The sequence below is a fragment of the Chitinophaga alhagiae genome (genome assembly GCF_003568665.1).
GTDB classification, from domain to species: Bacteria; Bacteroidota; Bacteroidia; order Chitinophagales; family Chitinophagaceae; genus Chitinophaga; species Chitinophaga alhagiae.
This window is the reverse complement of sequence record NZ_QXMH01000001.1, coordinates 1,773,924-1,790,954: the sequence shown is the minus strand read 5'-3', so window position 1 is coordinate 1,790,954 and position 17,031 is coordinate 1,773,924. Positions and strand designations below refer to the sequence as shown.

General features: G+C 54.2%; 17 protein-coding genes. 9 read left to right on the top strand and 8 right to left on the bottom strand.

Features of this window, described 5'->3' with window-relative positions:
• Nucleotides 1-4 precede the first annotated feature (4 nt).
• Nucleotides 5-325: a hypothetical protein gene (locus tag D3A97_RS07220; protein ID WP_232825876.1), complete on the bottom strand. Its 321-nt coding sequence runs from the start codon at nt 323-325 to the stop codon at nt 5-7.
• Between the two features lie 264 nt (nt 326-589).
• Between D3A97_RS07220 and D3A97_RS07215 the strand changes: the two genes are divergently transcribed.
• Nucleotides 590-1,483, top strand: coding sequence for a hydroxypyruvate isomerase family protein (locus D3A97_RS07215; protein WP_119077706.1), 894 nt, complete (start codon nt 590-592; stop codon nt 1,481-1,483).
• A gap of 2 nt (nt 1,484-1,485) precedes the next feature.
• Here D3A97_RS07215 and D3A97_RS07210 read toward each other — a convergent pair whose 3' ends face one another.
• From D3A97_RS07210 to mqnC, 3 genes are all read right to left on the bottom strand, one after another.
• Complete coding sequence (locus tag D3A97_RS07210; RefSeq protein WP_119077705.1) at nt 1,486-2,028, bottom strand: GNAT family N-acetyltransferase; 543 nt, start codon at nt 2,026-2,028, stop codon at nt 1,486-1,488.
• Between the two features lie 83 nt (nt 2,029-2,111).
• Nucleotides 2,112-2,759 (bottom strand): glycosyltransferase family protein, encoded by a 648-nt coding sequence (locus D3A97_RS07205; RefSeq protein ID WP_157986395.1) that lies wholly within the window; start codon nt 2,757-2,759, stop codon nt 2,112-2,114.
• 418 nt (nt 2,760-3,177) lie between these two features.
• On the bottom strand, nt 3,178-4,302 hold the full coding sequence (mqnC, locus tag D3A97_RS07200; protein ID WP_119077703.1) for a cyclic dehypoxanthinyl futalosine synthase: 1,125 nt from the start codon (nt 4,300-4,302) through the stop codon (nt 3,178-3,180).
• Nucleotides 4,303-4,421: 119 nt separating this feature from the next.
• Between mqnC and D3A97_RS07195 the strand changes: the two genes are divergently transcribed.
• The 4 genes from D3A97_RS07195 to D3A97_RS07180 all read left to right on the top strand — a co-directional run bounded on the left by D3A97_RS07195 (nt 4,422) and on the right by D3A97_RS07180 (nt 8,666).
• Nucleotides 4,422-5,633 (top strand): aspartyl protease family protein, encoded by a 1,212-nt coding sequence (locus D3A97_RS07195; RefSeq protein WP_119077702.1) that lies wholly within the window; start codon nt 4,422-4,424, stop codon nt 5,631-5,633.
• An 86-nt stretch (nt 5,634-5,719) separates the two neighbouring features.
• Nucleotides 5,720-6,964 carry a M16 family metallopeptidase gene (locus D3A97_RS07190; protein WP_119077701.1) on the top strand — a complete coding sequence of 415 codons (1,245 nt, stop codon included), beginning with the start codon at nt 5,720-5,722 and terminating at the stop codon, nt 6,962-6,964.
• Nucleotides 6,965-6,967: 3 nt separating this feature from the next.
• Complete coding sequence (locus D3A97_RS07185) at nt 6,968-8,251, top strand: M16 family metallopeptidase (RefSeq protein WP_119077700.1); 1,284 nt, start codon at nt 6,968-6,970, stop codon at nt 8,249-8,251.
• Nucleotides 8,252-8,315: 64 nt separating this feature from the next.
• Complete coding sequence (locus tag D3A97_RS07180) at nt 8,316-8,666, top strand: phage holin family protein (protein ID WP_119077699.1); 351 nt, start codon at nt 8,316-8,318, stop codon at nt 8,664-8,666.
• A 20-nt stretch (nt 8,667-8,686) separates the two neighbouring features.
• On the opposite strand, the gene D3A97_RS07175 is transcribed toward D3A97_RS07180, so the two are convergent.
• Together D3A97_RS07175 and D3A97_RS07170 are read right to left on the bottom strand one after the other, a co-directional pair.
• Entirely contained in the window at nt 8,687-10,261 is a 1,575-nt protein-coding gene (locus D3A97_RS07175; RefSeq protein ID WP_119077698.1) for an N-acyl-D-amino-acid deacylase family protein, read from the bottom strand.
• Nucleotides 10,262-10,275: 14 nt separating this feature from the next.
• On the bottom strand, nt 10,276-10,707 hold the full coding sequence (locus D3A97_RS07170; protein WP_119077697.1) for a YybH family protein: 432 nt from the start codon (nt 10,705-10,707) through the stop codon (nt 10,276-10,278).
• Between the two features lie 96 nt (nt 10,708-10,803).
• Between D3A97_RS07170 and D3A97_RS07165 the strand changes: the two genes are divergently transcribed.
• The 4 genes from D3A97_RS07165 to D3A97_RS07150 are packed head-to-tail and all read left to right on the top strand — an operon-like array spanning nt 10,804 to nt 14,441.
• Nucleotides 10,804-11,997, top strand: a complete 1,194-nt coding sequence (locus tag D3A97_RS07165) for a DegT/DnrJ/EryC1/StrS family aminotransferase (RefSeq protein ID WP_119078473.1) — start codon at nt 10,804-10,806, stop codon at nt 11,995-11,997.
• 18 nt (nt 11,998-12,015) lie between these two features.
• Nucleotides 12,016-12,753 (top strand): 3-deoxy-manno-octulosonate cytidylyltransferase, encoded by a 738-nt coding sequence (gene kdsB / locus D3A97_RS07160; protein WP_119077696.1) that lies wholly within the window; start codon nt 12,016-12,018, stop codon nt 12,751-12,753.
• A 57-nt stretch (nt 12,754-12,810) separates the two neighbouring features.
• Complete coding sequence (locus D3A97_RS07155; RefSeq protein ID WP_119077695.1) at nt 12,811-13,887, top strand: iron-containing alcohol dehydrogenase family protein; 1,077 nt, start codon at nt 12,811-12,813, stop codon at nt 13,885-13,887.
• Between the two features lie 53 nt (nt 13,888-13,940).
• Complete coding sequence (locus tag D3A97_RS07150; RefSeq protein WP_119077694.1) at nt 13,941-14,441, top strand: hypothetical protein; 501 nt, start codon at nt 13,941-13,943, stop codon at nt 14,439-14,441.
• Nucleotides 14,442-14,446: 5 nt separating this feature from the next.
• Here the strand turns inward: D3A97_RS07150 and D3A97_RS07145 are convergent, their stop codons facing one another.
• Together D3A97_RS07145 and thiH are read right to left on the bottom strand one after the other, a co-directional pair.
• Nucleotides 14,447-15,658, bottom strand: a complete 1,212-nt coding sequence (locus D3A97_RS07145; protein WP_119077693.1) for an MFS transporter — start codon at nt 15,656-15,658, stop codon at nt 14,447-14,449.
• Between the two features lie 143 nt (nt 15,659-15,801).
• Nucleotides 15,802-16,911: a 2-iminoacetate synthase ThiH gene (thiH, locus tag D3A97_RS07140; protein WP_119077692.1), complete on the bottom strand. Its 1,110-nt coding sequence runs from the start codon at nt 16,909-16,911 to the stop codon at nt 15,802-15,804.
• Nucleotides 16,912-17,031: the final 120 nt, after the last annotated feature.

Genomic DNA, 17,031 nt, shown 5'->3' with positions numbered 1-17,031 from the left:
GTGTTTACGCCCGTTTGCCGGCCTGGAAGTTGTTAATTGCCCGCTTTTTGGGATTGGCCTGCCATTGCTGGTTGAGGTACACTACCAGGCGGGCAATGGTAAAAGTGGGAATAAAATCGAGACCGGGAAACAGTTCCTCAATGAAATTGAACACGCTGCCAAAGGCGCCTACCGGCCCGCCGAACATCCGGTAAAAGATGAGGGCTGACAGCGGCGCCCAGATCACGTCACTCACTTCCCCCAGCAACGGTACCGCATAGCTGGCGCAGCCAATGAGGTCCATCAGCACGCAAACCAATAAACTGGGTGTGGTTCTTCTTTCCATACACGCACGTTTTCTATATATAATCAAATAACCTACCAAAATGTTACAGGCTGCCACGCGGCCCGCCGGGCGCATGGCCGGAAGCTGGTAGGAAACCCTTGCTGGTAAAGGGTTTGTATACGAATGCAACTTATCACCTGGTTGTACGCAAAATAAAAAAAAGTAATTCTACGCAGGCGGCCGCGGGTTTCTGCCGGCCGGCACGCGGGGCCCCTTGCATATGGGCAATAATTCCATTAAATTCATGCCGCAAACCGTCACGTTATGACATATTCTTCCTCCCGCAGAGATGCGATCAAAAAAGTAGCAACTATGGCATTGGCAGGCTCCGCCCTTACATCCCTGACAACCCGCGTGGCAGCCCACGAAGGGGCCGTTAACGAAAAACTGAAAGGCAAGATCAACCACTCCGTGTGCGCATGGTGCTACAACAGCATCCCGCTGGAAGAACTGTGCAAGGCCGCCAAAAGCATGGGCATGGGGTCTATAGACCTGCTGGGCCCCAAAGACTTTGCCACTGCCAAAAAATATGACCTGACCTGTGCCATGGTGGCACTCAGCCATAAAGACTGGGGCATTACCCGCGGCTGGAACCGTACGGCCCACCATGAGCCGCTGATAAAGGTCTACGAGCACCTGATAGATGAAACCGCCAAAGCCGGCTTCACCAACCTCATCTGCTTCTCCGGCAACCGCGAGGGCCTGGATGATCAGCAGGGCATAGAGCATTGCGCCGCCGGCCTCAAAAAGCTCATGAGCTATGCGGAAAAAAAGAAGGTGACCCTGGTGATGGAACTGCTGAACAGCAAGGTAGACCACCACGACTACCAGTGCGACCATACCGCCTGGGGCGTGGAATTGTGCAAGGCAATCGGCTCCGAGCGCTTCAAGCTGTTATACGATATTTATCATATGCAGATCATGGAGGGCGATGTGATCCGCACCATCAGGGAAAATCAGCAATACATTGCCCACTACCACACCGGCGGCGTACCCGGCCGCAATGAAATAGACGAGACCCAGGAGCTGTACTACCCGGCCATTATGCAGGCCGTGGCGGATACGGGTTTCAAGGGATTTGTGGCGCAGGAGTTCATTCCAAAGCGGCAGGACAAGCTGGCCTCGCTGAAGCAGGGCGTGTTGATCTGCGACGTTTGAGGCTAGTACTTCCAGTCCTTCCGCAGCATGCCCATTACCACCGTATCTACATACTGGCCATGTAGCTTGGCGCTTTGGCGCAGCACCCCTTCCTTGGTAAACCCCAGTTTGATGGGTATCTGCGCGCTCTTTTCATTCTGCAGCGCAAAGCGTACTTCTACCTTGTTGAGGCGTAGGGCGCTGAAAGCATAGCCCACCAGCGCCTTGCACGAATCTGTTACCAGGCCCTTGCCCTGATGCGCTTCCACTATCCAGTAGCCGATTTCGGCCTTTTGCAGCGCGTGGTCCCAGCCGTGGAGGTCTATCACCCCGCAAAGCTCGCCTTGATGCCAGATGCCAAAGGCTACCGCCTCCTGCTCATCTGCCTTGCGAAGCATCAGTTCAATAAATCGGAGGGAATGCTCTTCCGTGGTATTGTAATCCACCCAGGGCAAAAAACGGCGCAGGGTCTTGCGGGAAGAGTTGATCAGCTGGAATAGCGCAGGCGCATGCTCCGGTTGCAATTGCCGCAGGCTGGTGGTATTGTTGACGGTCAGTTCGAGCATAATAGGCAGGGTAAACTTACAAAAAAAAGGTAACCCGCCCGAAGGCAGGTTACCTGTTGATTGATTATGACGGTACTGTACTACTAGCGTTTTGAAATAAGTTGTTGCCGCGTCATGTCCTTCACCACCTGCTGGCTGTATACCACGGCCATTCTTGCGGCGGAAGAGGGATCAAAGGTTTCAGTTTGCACGGAATAAAGCAGTTGTTTGTTCCGCACGTTGTACAGGTTGCTTTCCAGGAAGTACTTGGTGTTGGTGGTATAATAACCCGGTTCGTACACCCTGTCATACATGCTGCTGTAGTACCACCAGAACCGGCCGTAAAACGGCGGAAACGGGCGGTAAAACCTGTTATTCGGCACATAGTTCTTTTCCTTGCTCTTGTCAAGCATCACAATGGTCATCACCTGGTCAATATCTTTCTGGCGTATCTTGTTGAGCGCCTTTTGTTCGTTCAGCCCTTTAAACGCGCCGGGGCCGTATTCTGCAAAGGCGGATACCGCCTGGTAACCTTTTTGTTTCAGCGCCGCCACCATCTCTTTTTCCATATTGGCTTTCAGCGCGCCTTCTTTATCTGCGACCAGCGCCATCACCATAATTTTCTGGCTGGGGTGCAGGGAAATTTCCGGTTCCTTCCAGGAGGATGTTACCTTGGTGCCAGAGCAGGCTGCCAGGAATAACATGAACCCTGACAGCACACCCGCAGTTAAAAATCTCATCTTATTCTTCATAGTGCTGTGTTTTTATACTGGTAAGACGGCAGATGAGGGGCAAAAGATACATGGGGCGGGGAGGTTTAACATATTTTTGGAGGAACTGTTAAAGAAATGAAAAAGTTGATAGTCCGGCACAATAAAAGGAGAACGCCCGCCGGGAACGGTGTTGCGGGCAGTATGTCAGGAAGGCGGCTCAGCCCGCGCCCCTGCCTGTTTTGAGCATTGTTCCGGTATAGCCCCGGCATAGCTGCCCATGACCTCGCTATGGATGGAGCATAGCTGGTCCATACCTGGAGCATGCTAACCCAATTATTCACTTAATACACAGGTTGGCGGCGGGAGGTACAATTGTGTACACCCGGCTGCAGCTGCTTCCGGCCAGCAAAAAGGCCGCTGCGCAATCCGCAGCGGCCTTCCATATGGTAAGAGTTGTTTAGTAGTTGATCACCTGCTCTTCAATGGCCTGCGGTATTTCCCTGAACTCGTACAGCTGCGTGCGCAGTTGCGGCTCAAAACCGGCTTCGCGGATAGCGTCCTGTATGCTTTTGTAGGTGAAGCGGTGAGGGGCGCCGGCCGCGCTTACCACGTTCTCTTCTATCATGATGGAGCCAAAATCGTTGGCGCCGGCATGCAGGCAGAGCTGTGCTACGGCCTTGCCCACGGTGAGCCAGGAGGCCTGTATGTTCCTGATATTGGGCAGCATGATGCGGCTCAGGGCAATCATGCGGATGTACTCTTCGGAGGTGGTCATGTTATGCACGCCACGGATGCGGGCCAGCAGGGTATCCACATCCTGGAACGTCCAGGGAATAAAGGCGGTGAAACCGTAGTGGCCCTCGGGCTTTTCACTTTGTACCTGCCGGATGGCCACCAGGTGCTCAAAGCGCTCCAGCACGGTTTCCACATGGCCGAACATCATGGTGCCGGAGGTGGCGATGTTCAGCTTATGGGCGGCGCGCATCACGTCCAGCCACTCCTGGGCGCCGCATTTGCCTTTGGAAATGAGGCGGCGCACCCTGTCATTCAGGATTTCCGCCCCGGCGCCGGGCAGGCTGTCCATGCCCGCTTCCTTCAGCGCCTGCAGCACCGCTATGTGTGTGCTTTTTTCCAGCTTGGTGATATGCGCCACTTCCGGGGGACCCAGGGTATGAAGCCGCAGGGTGGGGTACAGCTGTTTCAGCTGCCGGAAAAGCGTGGTGTAGAAACTGAGGCCCAGCTCAGGGTGATGGCCGCCTTGCAGCAGCAACTGGTCTCCCCCGTATTTCAGGGTTTCGTCTATTTTGCGCTTGTACTCCTCAATATCCGTGATATAGGCCTCCTTATGGCCGGGGATGCGGTAAAAATTGCAGAATTTGCAATTGGCCGTACACACGTTGGTAGTATTTACGTTCCGGTCAATCTGCCAGGTCACCTTGCCATGCGGCACCTGTTGCTTCCTCAGTTCGTTGGCTATCTGCATCAGTTCCGTCAGCGGGGCATGCTCAAACAGGTATACACCCTCTTCCGCCGTCAGGAACTCAAAATGCTGCGCCTTTTTGTATAAGTCCTCTAATTGCATCTTGGCAACAAAGTTAGGGCTTCCGGAGAACTATTTTGCCACTTGTAACAATTAGGTGAGCGTCTAAAGCCCAGAAATGTTAAATTTATAGAAGCCGCCGTGCGTCACACCCAAAACTTATGCGCATCCAGATATTTCACGTTTTAGTCCTTTGCCTGCTGTTTTTTAGTGTTGATGTGAGGGCCCAGGAGCAGGAGAGCATACCAGAGGAGCCGGAAGCCCGGCTCATTACCCGCTTTCCCTTCAAGCAGTATTACGGTGGCGTGGTGGTGATATCCGCCCGGCTCAGCAACTACCCTGATACCTTGCAGTTCCTGCTTGACACGGGCAGCGCCGGCATTTCGCTGGATACCGGCACCTGCATCGGCCTGGGCATCAAGCTCACCCCGTCAGACAAAATTGTAAGGGGCCTGGGCGCCAGCAAGAACATTTCCTTTGCCACAGACCATACCCTGCACCTGCCGGGGCTTTCGGTAGACAGTCTTGACTTCCACGTGAACAACTATGAGCTGATCAGCCAGGTGTACGGCATCCAGATAGACGGCATCATCGGCTACAGCCTGCTGAGCCGGTACATTGTACAGGTGGATTACGACAAGGAGGAAATAGTGATCTATACCCAGGGCCGCTTCCGGTACCCGCGCGGCGGGTACATGATGAAGCCCAACCTCACCTTCATACCCGTAGTGCCGGCGCCGCTGCGCAGCGGCAAAAGGAACGTGAACCACCGGTACTATTTCGATACCGGCGCCGGCATGTGCCTGCTGCTGAGCACGCAGTTCGTGAAAGACAGCTCGCTGCTGGTAAAGCGCAAAGTCAAAGTGATACCCACAGAGGCGCAGGGCCTTGGCGGCAAGATGCAGATGTTCATCACTACCGTGAACGAGTTCAGGATCGGCAATTATACCTTCCGCAACGTGCCTACCTACCTGTTTGATGATGTGACCAACATTACCTCCTATCCCTCCCTGGGCGGCATGATCGGGAACGACCTGTTGCGCCGCTTCAACCTCACGCTCAACTATGCCCGCAAAGAAATTCACCTGCTGCCCAATACCCACTTCCGGGACCAGTTCGACTATTCCTACACCGGCCTCATCATTTACCTCATAGACAACCGCATTGAAGTAACAGACGTGATCCGCAACTCCCCCGCGGAAAAGGCCGGTTTCAAGCCCGGAGATCTAATACTGGCCGTCAATAACAACTTCACCAGCAACCTGCAGGTGTACCGAGACATCCTGAAGAACATCGGCACCCGCCCCACCCTGCTGCTGATGCGCAACGGTGAGCTGATGCTCAAAAAGCTGCCTATCCGGAGCATATTGTAACGAATACTGTCATTTGTCGTAAATTTGTATGTTTGGGCTGGCCCGCTCCCCGGCGGAACGGCTATATGTTTTTATCAAAATCGATTATGATCCATTTTAACAGGTTTACTTTAGATAACGGGTTGCGGGTGATCGTTCATGAAGATGCCACTACGCCCATGGCGGTGGTGAACGTGCTGTACGATGTGGGCTCCCGCGATGAAAACCCCGCGCAAACAGGCTTTGCACATTTGTTTGAGCACCTGATGTTTGGCGGCTCCATCAACATACCGGAATATGACGAGCCGCTGCAGATGGCCGGCGGCGAAAACAACGCTTATACCACCAGCGACCTCACCAATTACTACATAGAGCTGCCGGCGGAGAATATCGAGACCGCTTTCTGGCTGGAAAGCGACCGCATGCTGTCTCTCGCGTTCTCGGAAAAAAGCCTGGACGTGCAGCGGAAAGTGGTGTGTGAGGAGTTTAAGGAGCATTATATCAACAAACCATACGGGGACGTGTGGCATAAAATGCGCGAACTGGCTTACGCCAGCCACCCTTACCGCTGGATGACCATCGGCAAGGAGCTGTCTCACATCGAGAACGCCCGGCTGGACGATGTGAAGTCTTTTTTCTTCCGTCACTACCGCCCGGTAAATGCCATACTGGTGGTGGCCGGCAAGGTAACCACCGCGCAGGTGAAATCCCTGGCGGAAAAATGGTTCGGAGATATCCCCTCCGGCGAAAAGCACCTGCGCAGCCTGCCGGAAGAGCCGCTGCAAGCGGCGCCCCACCTGCTGGAAGTAACCGGCAAGGTACCGCTGGACGCGCTGTACAAAACCTATCACATTTACCCGCGTAAAGACCAGCGGTACTATACGGCAGACCTCATATCAGACATTCTCGGCGGCGGCGGCTCTTCCCGTCTGCACCAGGCGCTGGTAAAGGAAAAGAAGCTGTTCAGCAATATTGACTGTTACCATTTTGGCACTGTAGACGCGGGCCTGCTGACCATTGAAGGCAAGCTGGTAAAAGGCGTGCAGATGAAAGATGCGGAAAAGGGTATACAGGAGGAGCTGGACAAGCTGCAGCAGACCGTCACCCCCGAGCGGGAACTGCAGAAGGTGAAGAACCGGGTAGAAAGCATGCTGGCCTTTGAAGACATGAGCCTCCTCAACCGCGCCAACAACCTGGCTTTTTATGAGCTGCTGGGCGATGCGGCCCTCATGAACGAAGAGTTTGACCGCTACGAGCGCGTAACCACGGCAGACGTGCACCGCGAGGCGCAGATCATTTTTTCAGAAAATAACTCCAATACCATTCACTATTACGCAGGCAACCCCGCATAAACTATGATCAACAGAAAACAGGCACCCGCTATAAAAGACGCAGTGGATTTTGACGTGCTGCTTAAACCGTATGAACTGTTCAGGCTGGACAACGGTATTCCCGTATACGTGATCCGTTCCGATGAGCAGGAAACCCTGCAGCTGGAACTGGTATTCCCCGCCGGCACCTGGTACGAGGCAGAGAACATGGTAGCCGCCGCTACCAACTTCCTTATGAAGAATGGCACCAGCAAGCATTCCGCGCTGGAGATCAACGAAATGACGGAGTATTACGGCGCCTACCTCAACCGCAACTGCTTTCATGAAAACGCCACCTATACGCTGCACTGCCTGTCCAAACACACGGCAGCGCTGCTGCCCGTGCTGCAGGAGGTGATACAGGACCCCGTGTTCCCGGAAGAAGAGCTGGCCATTTATGTGCAGAACATGAAACAGAAGCTGGCCGTGAACCTGCAGAAGTGCGAGTTTGTGGCCAACCGTCATATAGACAAGTACCTCTTTGGAGAGTTTCACCCCTATGGCCGCGTGAGCAGCATGATGGCGTATGATGCGCTGCAAACAGAGTCCCTGAAAGCATTCTACAAAAAACAATACACGTACAACAACTGCAAAATATTCCTGGCCGGCAACCTTCCGGCAGATATGGTACCTATGCTGAACCGGTACTTCGGCGGCAGCGAGTGGAACGGGCAAAGCCACGTATTGCGCCCGGACCTGCCTATACTGCCGGCGGAAGAAAAGAAATACCGCATTTTTAATGACGAGAACGGCGTGCAGGGAGCCGTGCGGGTAGCCAGGCCCTTTCCCAACCGCTACCATCCGGACTTTCCGAAAATGCTGGTGCTGAACACCATTTTCGGCGGCTACTTTGGCAGCCGTTTGATGAGCAACATCCGGGAAGAAAAAGGGTATACCTACGGTATCAGTTCGCAGATCTATAATTTCAGGCAGGCCGGCGGCATTAACATTCATACCGAAGCCGGGCGTGATGTGTGTGAGGCAACGCTCACCGAGATCTATAAAGAAATGGAACGCCTGCAAACGGAGCCGGTGCCGGAGGAAGAGCTGAGCCTGGTGCGGAATTACATGATAGGCTCCATTCTCGGGGACCTTGACGGCGCCTTCCAGGTGATACAACGCTGGAAGAACCTTATCCTGAATGACCTTGACGAGCAGTACTTCTACAACAACGTGCGCACTATCAAAACCATTACCGCCGCGGAACTTCAGCAACTGGCGCGCCAGTATTACAACCGTGAGGATTTTTACGAGCTGATAGTGATATAGCGGTGAACATTCTGCACAGTTTTTGTGTAATGTATGTAATCTGTACGACCAATTTTTCTGCCCTATGGGAATACTCATTCGTATACTCGTGACTGCCCTGGCCGCTTTGCTGACGGCCTACCTGCTGCCTGGCGTAAGGCTGCAGGATTTTACAACAGCATTGCTGCTGGCTATTGTGCTGGGCTTGCTGAACCTGATCGTAAAGCCCATCCTGATAATTTTGACACTGCCCGTAACCGTTATTACGCTGGGGCTTTTTCTGCTGGTGATCAACGCCTTGATTGTGTTGTGGGCCAGCAGCCTGGTGAAGGGTTTTAAAGTAGATAATTTCTGGTGGGCGCTTATTTTCAGCGTGGTGCTCTCTGTGATCAGCAGCATTATGATGGCGCTGGGGCCGTCTGGCAACAGTGACTAGGAGACCGGCCCGCGCGGTACTCAGGGTGCGTTCAGTTTAAGCACCGCACCGCTGCGCGTACCGTTATGCCGCCCGCCGTCTACCGTTACCACACCGTTCACCAGCACATACTGAAAACCGGTGCTGTATTGGTGAGGCGCTGTGAAGGTAGACCGGTCTTTGACCTCATCAGGGTTGAACACCACAATATCAGCCGCGTAGCCGGGCAGCAGCAGGCCGCGGTTTTGGAGGCGGAATTTTTGCGCGGGCAGAGAGCTCATTCTGCGGACCGCTTCTTCAAGCCCTATCACCTTTTCTTCCCGCACATATTTGCCCAATACCCTTGCGTTGGTACCATAACCGCGCGGGTGCGGTACACCTACGTTGTACTCGCGGATGCTGGCGTCTGATGCGAACATGTTGAAAGGATAGCGCATAATGTATTGCACGTCTTCCTCGCTCATTCCATGGAACACCATGCTGGCGCTGCCCTGCGCGGCAAGGTCCAGCACGGTTTGCACTTCTTCTTTCAGCCGGGGTTTGCGGCCTTTTATTGTATTGATCTCGGCAATGTTTTTCCCGTTAAGGCTGGTGTCTTGCCGGAAATAAGCCACTACGGCATAGTCCAGGTGTTTGAGCCGGCGGTTTTTATACAGCGCCGTCATTTCGGCGGCAATCTTTTTGCGGATGGCGGGGTCTGTGAGGCGGTATTGAATAGAATCCGTACCGCCGGAAAGCGCCCAGTCAGGCAGCATGGTGCGCAGGCTGGTGCTGCTGGCGGTGTAGGGGTATTGGTCTATGGTCACTTCCAGCCCTTCGCGGCGCGCTTTTTCCACCATGGCCAGCGTTATTTTGGAGCGGCCCCAGTTCTGTTTGCCACCTATTTTGAAGTGGGATATCTCTACCGGTATATTGGCCTGCCGCCCTATGGCGAGCGCTTCTGCTATGGCCGCTTCCACCGCATCCCCTTCATTGCGCATATGCGTAGCATAGAGACCGCCGTATTGCGCGGCTACCCTGGCCAGGCCTACCACTTCAGGGGTGCGGGCGTACAGACCCGGCAGGTAAATAAGGCCCGTGGAGAGGCCCACGGCGCCGTTCTGCATGGCTTTGGCCACCAGCGCCTCCATTTGCTGCTGCTCGGTGGCGGTGGGCGCGCGGTCTGAGCTGCCCATGATGGCGCGGCGCACGTCGTTATGGCCTATGAGAGAGGCTACGTTGACGGAGGTTTTCAAACTGTCCAGCCGGTGAAAGTACCGGCCGAGGTCTACGTTGGAAGAGCCGCAATTACCGGTCACTACCGTGGTGACCCCGTCATACAGGAAATTATCCGCCGTAGGTACTTTAAACTCGTCTCCTTCAATATGCGTATGCACATCAATAAAGCCCGGGGCTGCTACCATCCCGGCCGCATCTATGGTGCGGGAGGCAGTGAAACCCGCCGGCAGGCGGCCCGTTTGCAGCACTTTGCCGTCTTTCACCGCCACATCGCCATAAAACCAGGAGTTGCCGGTGCCGTCAATGATCTTTGCGTTGCGGATCAGCAGGTCACATTGCTGTGCATGTGCGCCGAATGCCGCCAGCAGGAAGGAGAGCAGTAAAAGCCGTTTGGTCATTTGTTCTCGATTTTTTAGCTGGAGTGGTCCGCTATTATTTTCCATTGCCCGTTGATCTTTCGCAATACAATGGTGAAATGGCCGGAAAGGTCTCCGATGGTACGGGCCAGGTGCCATTTTCCTATTACAAAATACACATCTGCGGCCAGTTTTTTAAATTCGAGCAGGTTAAAGGACAGGTGGCCCATAGCGGTTTTATCGGGGTAAGACTTTTTATAGTTGTCCAGCGTAGCCTGCCATCCGTAGGTAATGCCCTTTTTACCAATGAACATCAGGGAATCGGAGACCCAGTAGGTATCCATGAAACCCGCCAGGTTTCCCTCGTTCCAGGCTTTGGTCTGTTGCTCCATCAGGGCCTTGATGCGTGTAACCTCCGCCTGTTGCGCATTGGCGGGCGTAAGGCCGCGAAAGGCAACTATTGCCATGAGAATGATGCATTGACGCATGGTAAATTTTTAGCAAAAGATAAACAGTTTTTGTCATTTGCGCATAAGTTGATTATACTACCTTTGCACAACCTCGTAAATAAAAAATTTATCAATATGCCAGGATTTGAATTATTTGGCGAAGAAGAGAAAAAGGAAGTAAATGACGTACTGGAAACAGGCATTTACATGCGTTATGGGTTTGACGGCCCCCGCAAAGGGATCTGGAAAGCAAAGGAGCTGGAACAGGCGCTCTGTGAGCGTTTCAACGTACAATACGCACAGCTGACCTCCAGCGGCACTACCGCCCTCACTACCGCTATGGCGGCTCTGGGCATTGGCGCGGGAGATGAGGTGATCATGCCCACGTTTACTTTTGTGGCGTCTTTTGAGGCGGTGCTGTCTGTGGGCGCTACGCCCGTGCTGGTGGATGTGGACGATACGCTTACCCTGGCCCCGGCAGCGGTGAAAGCCGCCATTACCCCCCGTACCAGGGCGGTGATGCCGGTGCATATGTGCGGTTCCATGGCAGACATGGACGCGCTGGAGGAGATCTGCCGGGAACACAAGCTGCTGCTGCTGGAAGATGCCTGCCAGTCTACCGGCGCCACCCACAAAGGCCGCGCGCTGGGCTCCATTGGCGATGCCGGCACATTTTCTTTCGACTTTGTAAAAACCATCACCTGCGCTGAAGGCGGCGCGGTGATCACCAACAATAAAGACGTTTATACCAAATGCGACGCCTATTCTGACCACGGGCACGACCACCTGGGCGGTGCAGACCGCGGCGCGGACGGGCACCCGCACCTGGGCTTCAACTTCCGCATCTCGGAACTGCATGCCGCCGTGGGGCTGGCGCAAATACGCAAGCTGGACCGCTTCCTGGCCATTTTGCGCAACAACAAACAGGTGCTGAAAGAAGCGCTGGCCGCCGTGCCGCAGGTAACTTTCCGCCGCCTCCCCGATGCGGAAGGAGACAGCGCCACCCACTTGTCTTTCTTCCTGCCAGACGAGGAGGCCGCCCGCAAAGCCACGGCAGCTATCAAAGCCGCCGGCCTGCCCGCGTTCTACTGGTTTGACAACAACTGGCACTACGTGCGCAAATGGCAGCACCTCAAGGAAAGCACTACCCTCACGCCTTTTGCCGCCCCGTTGGCCAAAGCCATGGAAGTATACAAAACCAAAACCTTCCCGGCATCAGACGCCGTGATCAGCCGCTGCATCTCCTTCCCCATCAGCCTGCTGTGGACGGAGGAAGAGTTGCGTGACAGGGCCTCCAAACTGGCTGCCGCCGTAAAAAGTGTTCTCTAATTCAAGCCCGCACAACGCATGAAAAAAATTGCACTCATCCCTGCAAGGTATGCAGCCACCAGGTTCCCCGGCAAAATGCTGGCCATGCTGGCCGGCCAGTCCGTTATCTGGCGCACCTATGAGTCTACCCGCAACACCGGCGTGTTTGATGAAGTGATGGTGGTCACGGACAGCGAGGTGATCTACAACGAAATTGTGCGCAACGGCGGCAAGGCCGTGATGAGCAAACGTGAACATGAAAGCGGCTCAGACCGTATTGCGGAGGCTGTGGAAACCATGGAAGACGTGGATATAGTGGTGAATGTACAGGGAGATACGCCTTTTACCCAAAAGGAGCCGCTGGAAAAACTGCTGCAGGTGTTTGAAGGCGAGGCAGGCAAACAAGTACAGGTGGCCTCCCTCATGCAGGTGCTGAAAGACTGGAAAGACATTGAAGACCCCAACTTTGTGAAAGTAGCGGTAGACAAGGATTTTAATGCGCTTTTCTTTTCCCGGTCCGTTATTCCCTACCCGAGAGACAAGGCGGTGCAAACCACTTATTATGAACATATCGGCATTTATGCCTTTCGCCGGAAGGCGTTGCTGCAGTTCACCAAAACACCCATGAGCCCGCTGGAAGCTGCAGAGAAAATAGAATGTTTGCGCTATCTTGAAAACGGGATACCCATGAAAATGGTGGTAACAGATTACATGGGCGTGGAAATTGATACGCCGGAAGACCTGGAAAGGGCTTCCCGCCTGCTGGAGCATAAATAACACAAACGTTGCCGCAGAACCGGCCGGCCGGGGATGGCAGCAGATAAATGATAAAGGATGAAATTCAGAAATTTTAAACTGGTAGGGTACGTTATTTTCGGACGCGGAGCGTTTAACCAGTTGGATGAGATCATAGCCCCCCACCGCAAAGGGGATGCGCCCATGATCTTTTTTGTAGACCATTTCTTTGAAAAGAACCAGCCCTTTATTTCCCGCATACCACTGCGCGGGAAAGATAAAGTGGTATTCATTGATGTTACGCACGAACCTAAGACCGTGTACGTAGACCGGTTGCGCGATGAGCTGAAAGCCGAGTTTGGCGAAGTAAGCGGCATCATCGGCATTGGCGGCGGCTCTACAATGGACATGGCCAAGGCCGTGAGCCTGATGATGACCAACCCCGGTTCTTCCGCAGACTACCAGGGCTGGGACCTCATCAAAAAACCGGCCGTATACAAAGTGGGTATTCCTACTCTGTCCGGTACCGGCGCGGAAGTAAGCCGTACCACCGTGCTTACCGGCCCCACCAAAAAACTGGGCCTTAACTCTGATTACACGCCCTTTGACCAGATATTGCTGGACCCGGAGCTGATCAAAAATGCACCGGTTAACCAGCGTTTCTATACAGCCATGGATTGTTACATTCACTGCATAGAATCCCTGGAAGGCACGTACCTCAACGCTTTCAGCCGCTCTTACGGAGAAAAGGCGCTGGAACTGTGCCAGGAAATTTACCTGAAAAAAGACCGCTGGGACGATGACGCGGACGAGAAGCTGATGATGGCTTCTTACGCCGGCGGCATGAGCATTGCCTACTCCCAGGTAGGTGTGGCGCACGCCGTGAGCTATGGCCTCAGCTACCTGCTGGGCACCAAGCACGGCATCGGCAACTGCATTGTATTTGACAAACTCGAGGAGTTTTATCCTGCCGGTGTGAAAGAGTTCAAGCAAATGGTGGAGAAACACCAGGTAGAAATTCCGCAGCATATTACCAAAGGCCTTACAGACGAGGATTTTGAGAAGATGATCAATGTGTCTATGGGACTGGCGCCGCTGTGGGAAAACGCCCTGGGCAAAGACTGGCAGCAGAAAATGACGCGGGAAAAGCTGCGCAAGCTGTACGAAAAACTTTAACATAGAAGGGCGGCACCCACACGGTGCGGCCCTTTTTTACAACCCGTTATGATATGGAAGAAATCGGAAAACTGACGGAAGAATACATCCAGGTGCTGGCCAAGGTAAAAGACCGGCGGAAACAGTGGCATGAGCACGCCAAACCCTTTCTCAAACAGCATCTCACGGAGGTATCTGAAAAGCACAAACTGAACTGGAAGGCAGGCGCCAACGAATCCATGCAGGGCCTGGAAGTGGTGTACCTGGTATTTGACCATGAGCCCAGCGGCATTGTGGAGCAATCCCCCTTCAGCATTGTGCAGAAAATGAAGGTAGGCGGCTTTCTCGCTTTTTCTCAGACCCGTAACGGGCAGGTGGTGGTATGGATCAGTTTTCCGTTTATAGACGGCATGGAAGAAAAGCCCAAGGTAGAAACATTGGAGACCATTGAGCCGGAAGAAATCACGCTTGAAAATGTGACCCGCTTTATCGGCAAGTTCCTGGATGAAATGATACAGTGGGAAAATGACAGCCGTGACGAGATCGGCTTTGGAAGGCACCACCGGGGGCTATAGCCATCTTAGCGCCCCCTTGATTTCAGGCGGATGGTTTTCCGCATGTACCGCACGTATTTGTTCCGGTAAATAAAAAACAGGTAAACAGTGGCCAGCAGGGTAATAACGGCCATGATGTAAAACACCCGCGCAAAATGCTCCGGTTGGTTGCCATACCACTGCGCAGAGAAGAACGCCCCTAACCCGATCCCCGCTTCCAGTGCAATATACATGCTCCCCAAGGCGCGGCCGCGGTGCTCCGGCAGGCCAAGGTCTATTGTCCACGCCGTTACGGCGGGAGAGTTGATGCCCAGCGAAACGCCGTATACCAAAGCTCCGGCCAGCAACATTTGCGGGCTGTCAGACATGCCTATGATCAGCATGGAAACAGCCATCAGGGCGGACGCTATTTTGAGCATGGGCACCCGCCCGTACCTGTCAGACGCTTTGCTGGTGAGCAGGCGTATGCCGATGGAGCTGGCGGTAAAAAACGTAAAGAAAAGCCCTTTGTTCTGCAGCCCCAGGTAATTGCTGAAGTCGGGAATGATGGTCAGCAGCGCGCCGTAACTGAAGTAGGTTAAAAAAGTGATCACTACCGGGGCCATCACCAGCGGTTCAAAGATCTCGCTTTTGGAAATTTTCAGCAGCCGTGGCGAAAAGCTCTGGCGGTTGTGCAGGGTTTCTTTCATGCCGATCAGTATCACTACAGACAGCAAGGCAAATACAGCAGACACCTGGAACATGGTCATGATACCCCAGGCATTGGCAATGGAACCGCCTATAGACGGGCCCAGAGACAGGCCTACAGTACTGAAAAGCCCCACCATGCCCATGGCCTCCGCGCGGCGGTTGAACGGCACCATGTCCGCCACGTAGGCGGAGGTGCCCGTAGGCTTGAAACCGGTAGAAAAACCGTGAAAGAACCGGAGCAGCAGGAAAGCGGCAACTGAACTGACAAGGGGGTACAAAAGGCTGCATATAACGCAGATAACAGAGCCGAATACCATTACCGGCACCCGGCCGATGGTGTCTGTCAGTTTGCCTGAGAACGGCCGGCTGAGGCCCGCCATCAAGGTAAAAAGGCCGATAATGTATCCTTTGTAGTCCGCGCCGCCCAGGCTGGTGAGGTAAGCCGGCAGCTCCGGTATCATCATGTTAAAACTGGCCGAAAAAAGGAGGTTGCTGCTGCACAGCAACCAGAACTGCACGGTGTAGATCTTCCCCAGCTGGTGGTCCATGCCCGCAAAGTTAGGCGAAAAAACATCATGGCCGGAACTCTTCCTGCGCCCCCCGACCGGTTGAATGTGCAGGCATAGGGCATCTTATGGCGGGAACGGTTCCTGCGCTCCCTGACCGGTTTAATGCGCGGGCATAAGGCATCTTATGGCCGGAACAGTTCCCAGTCTTTCCACACCGGTTCGTACCCCTGTTCCCTGATCATGGCGGCAACGGCGGCCGCGCTCCTTTCATCGCTGATCTCAAATTGCTCCAGTGACTGCGGGTCTGCCGCATAACCGCCCGGGTTTGTTTTGGAGCCGGCGCTCATGGCCGTAACGCCCAGCTGCACCAGGTGGTTGCGGAACGTTTCCGGTTCGCGGGTGGAAAGGCTTAACTCCAGGTCTTCATGCAGCAGGCGGTAGGCGCAGATGAGCTGCACCAGCTCCCGGTCACGCATTTCCACCTTGGGCGCCAGGCCGCCGGAGAATGGCCGCAGGCGCGGGAAAGAGATGCTGTACCGGGTTTGCCAGTAGGTTCGTTGCAGGTACTGGAGATGGAGGGCGGTAAAAAAGCTGTCTGTACGCCAGTCTTCCAGCCCTATCAGCACGCCCAGCCCTATTTTGTGGATACTCGCGGCGCCCAGCCGGTCTGGCGTAGCCAGGCGGTAAGAAAAGTTCGATTTTTTGCCTTTCGGGTGATGTTTGCGGTAATCCGCTTCGTGGTAGGTTTCCTGGTAAACCAGCACGGAATGCAGGCCAAGCGGGATGAGCGCGGCATACTCCGCTTCACTCATGGGCTGTACTTCCATAGAGACCTGGGCAAAGTGAGGCGTGATGAGCGGCAGCACCTTTTTGAAATAGTCCGGCCCCACCGTTTGCGCGGCTTCTCCCGTTACCAGCAGCACATGCTCAAAACCCGCCGCGCAAATGGCTTCCACCTCCTGCATGATTTCCATGCCGGTGAGGGTTTTGCGGCGGATGGGATTGTTGTAGCTGAACCCGCAGTACGTGCAGATGTTCTGGCACTCGTTGGAAAGATAGAGGGGTACATAAAGTTGCATGGTTTTGCCAAAACGCTGCTGCGTGATCTGCCGGCTCAGGGCGGCCATTTGTTCCAGGTACGGCGCCGCCGCGGGAGACAGCAGGGCCATGAAGTCGTTCAGGTTGCGGTGCGGCCGTGCAAGCGCGCGTTCAACATCCGCGGCCGTCTTGCTGTAGATACCGGTTTTTATTTCATCCCAGTTGTACTGGCGGAAGATGGTTTCGAATGTCATGAGTGGTTGTTTTAACAGGCTAAAAGCAAACCGTTCTTTTTACCAGAATTGCCGGGGGCGAGTGTCTGCCAATTTGAAATACTGCTTTTGAAAGGCTTTTATTCGTCAAGCAAAGCCCAC

Bases quoted from the DNA above. Each gene is read 5' to 3' on its own strand.
- D3A97_RS07220 (WP_232825876.1), bottom strand. From the start codon at position 325: ATGGAAAGAAGAACCACACCCAGTTTATTGGTTTGCGTGCTGATGGAC.
- D3A97_RS07215 (WP_119077706.1), top strand. From the start codon at position 590: ATGACATATTCTTCCTCCCGCAGAGATGCGATCAAAAAAGTAGCAACT.
- D3A97_RS07210 (WP_119077705.1), bottom strand. From the start codon at position 2,028: ATGCTCGAACTGACCGTCAACAATACCACCAGCCTGCGGCAATTGCAA.
- D3A97_RS07205 (WP_157986395.1), bottom strand. From the start codon at position 2,759: ATGAAGAATAAGATGAGATTTTTAACTGCGGGTGTGCTGTCAGGGTTC.
- mqnC (WP_119077703.1), bottom strand. From the start codon at position 4,302: ATGCAATTAGAGGACTTATACAAAAAGGCGCAGCATTTTGAGTTCCTG.
- D3A97_RS07195 (WP_119077702.1), top strand. From the start codon at position 4,422: ATGCGCATCCAGATATTTCACGTTTTAGTCCTTTGCCTGCTGTTTTTT.
- D3A97_RS07190 (WP_119077701.1), top strand. From the start codon at position 5,720: ATGATCCATTTTAACAGGTTTACTTTAGATAACGGGTTGCGGGTGATC.
- D3A97_RS07185 (WP_119077700.1), top strand. From the start codon at position 6,968: ATGATCAACAGAAAACAGGCACCCGCTATAAAAGACGCAGTGGATTTT.
- D3A97_RS07180 (WP_119077699.1), top strand. From the start codon at position 8,316: ATGGGAATACTCATTCGTATACTCGTGACTGCCCTGGCCGCTTTGCTG.
- D3A97_RS07175 (WP_119077698.1), bottom strand. From the start codon at position 10,261: ATGACCAAACGGCTTTTACTGCTCTCCTTCCTGCTGGCGGCATTCGGC.
- D3A97_RS07170 (WP_119077697.1), bottom strand. From the start codon at position 10,707: ATGCGTCAATGCATCATTCTCATGGCAATAGTTGCCTTTCGCGGCCTT.
- D3A97_RS07165 (WP_119078473.1), top strand. From the start codon at position 10,804: ATGCCAGGATTTGAATTATTTGGCGAAGAAGAGAAAAAGGAAGTAAAT.
- kdsB (WP_119077696.1), top strand. From the start codon at position 12,016: ATGAAAAAAATTGCACTCATCCCTGCAAGGTATGCAGCCACCAGGTTC.
- D3A97_RS07155 (WP_119077695.1), top strand. From the start codon at position 12,811: ATGAAATTCAGAAATTTTAAACTGGTAGGGTACGTTATTTTCGGACGC.
- D3A97_RS07150 (WP_119077694.1), top strand. From the start codon at position 13,941: ATGGAAGAAATCGGAAAACTGACGGAAGAATACATCCAGGTGCTGGCC.
- D3A97_RS07145 (WP_119077693.1), bottom strand. From the start codon at position 15,658: ATGGACCACCAGCTGGGGAAGATCTACACCGTGCAGTTCTGGTTGCTG.
- thiH (WP_119077692.1), bottom strand. From the start codon at position 16,911: ATGACATTCGAAACCATCTTCCGCCAGTACAACTGGGATGAAATAAAA.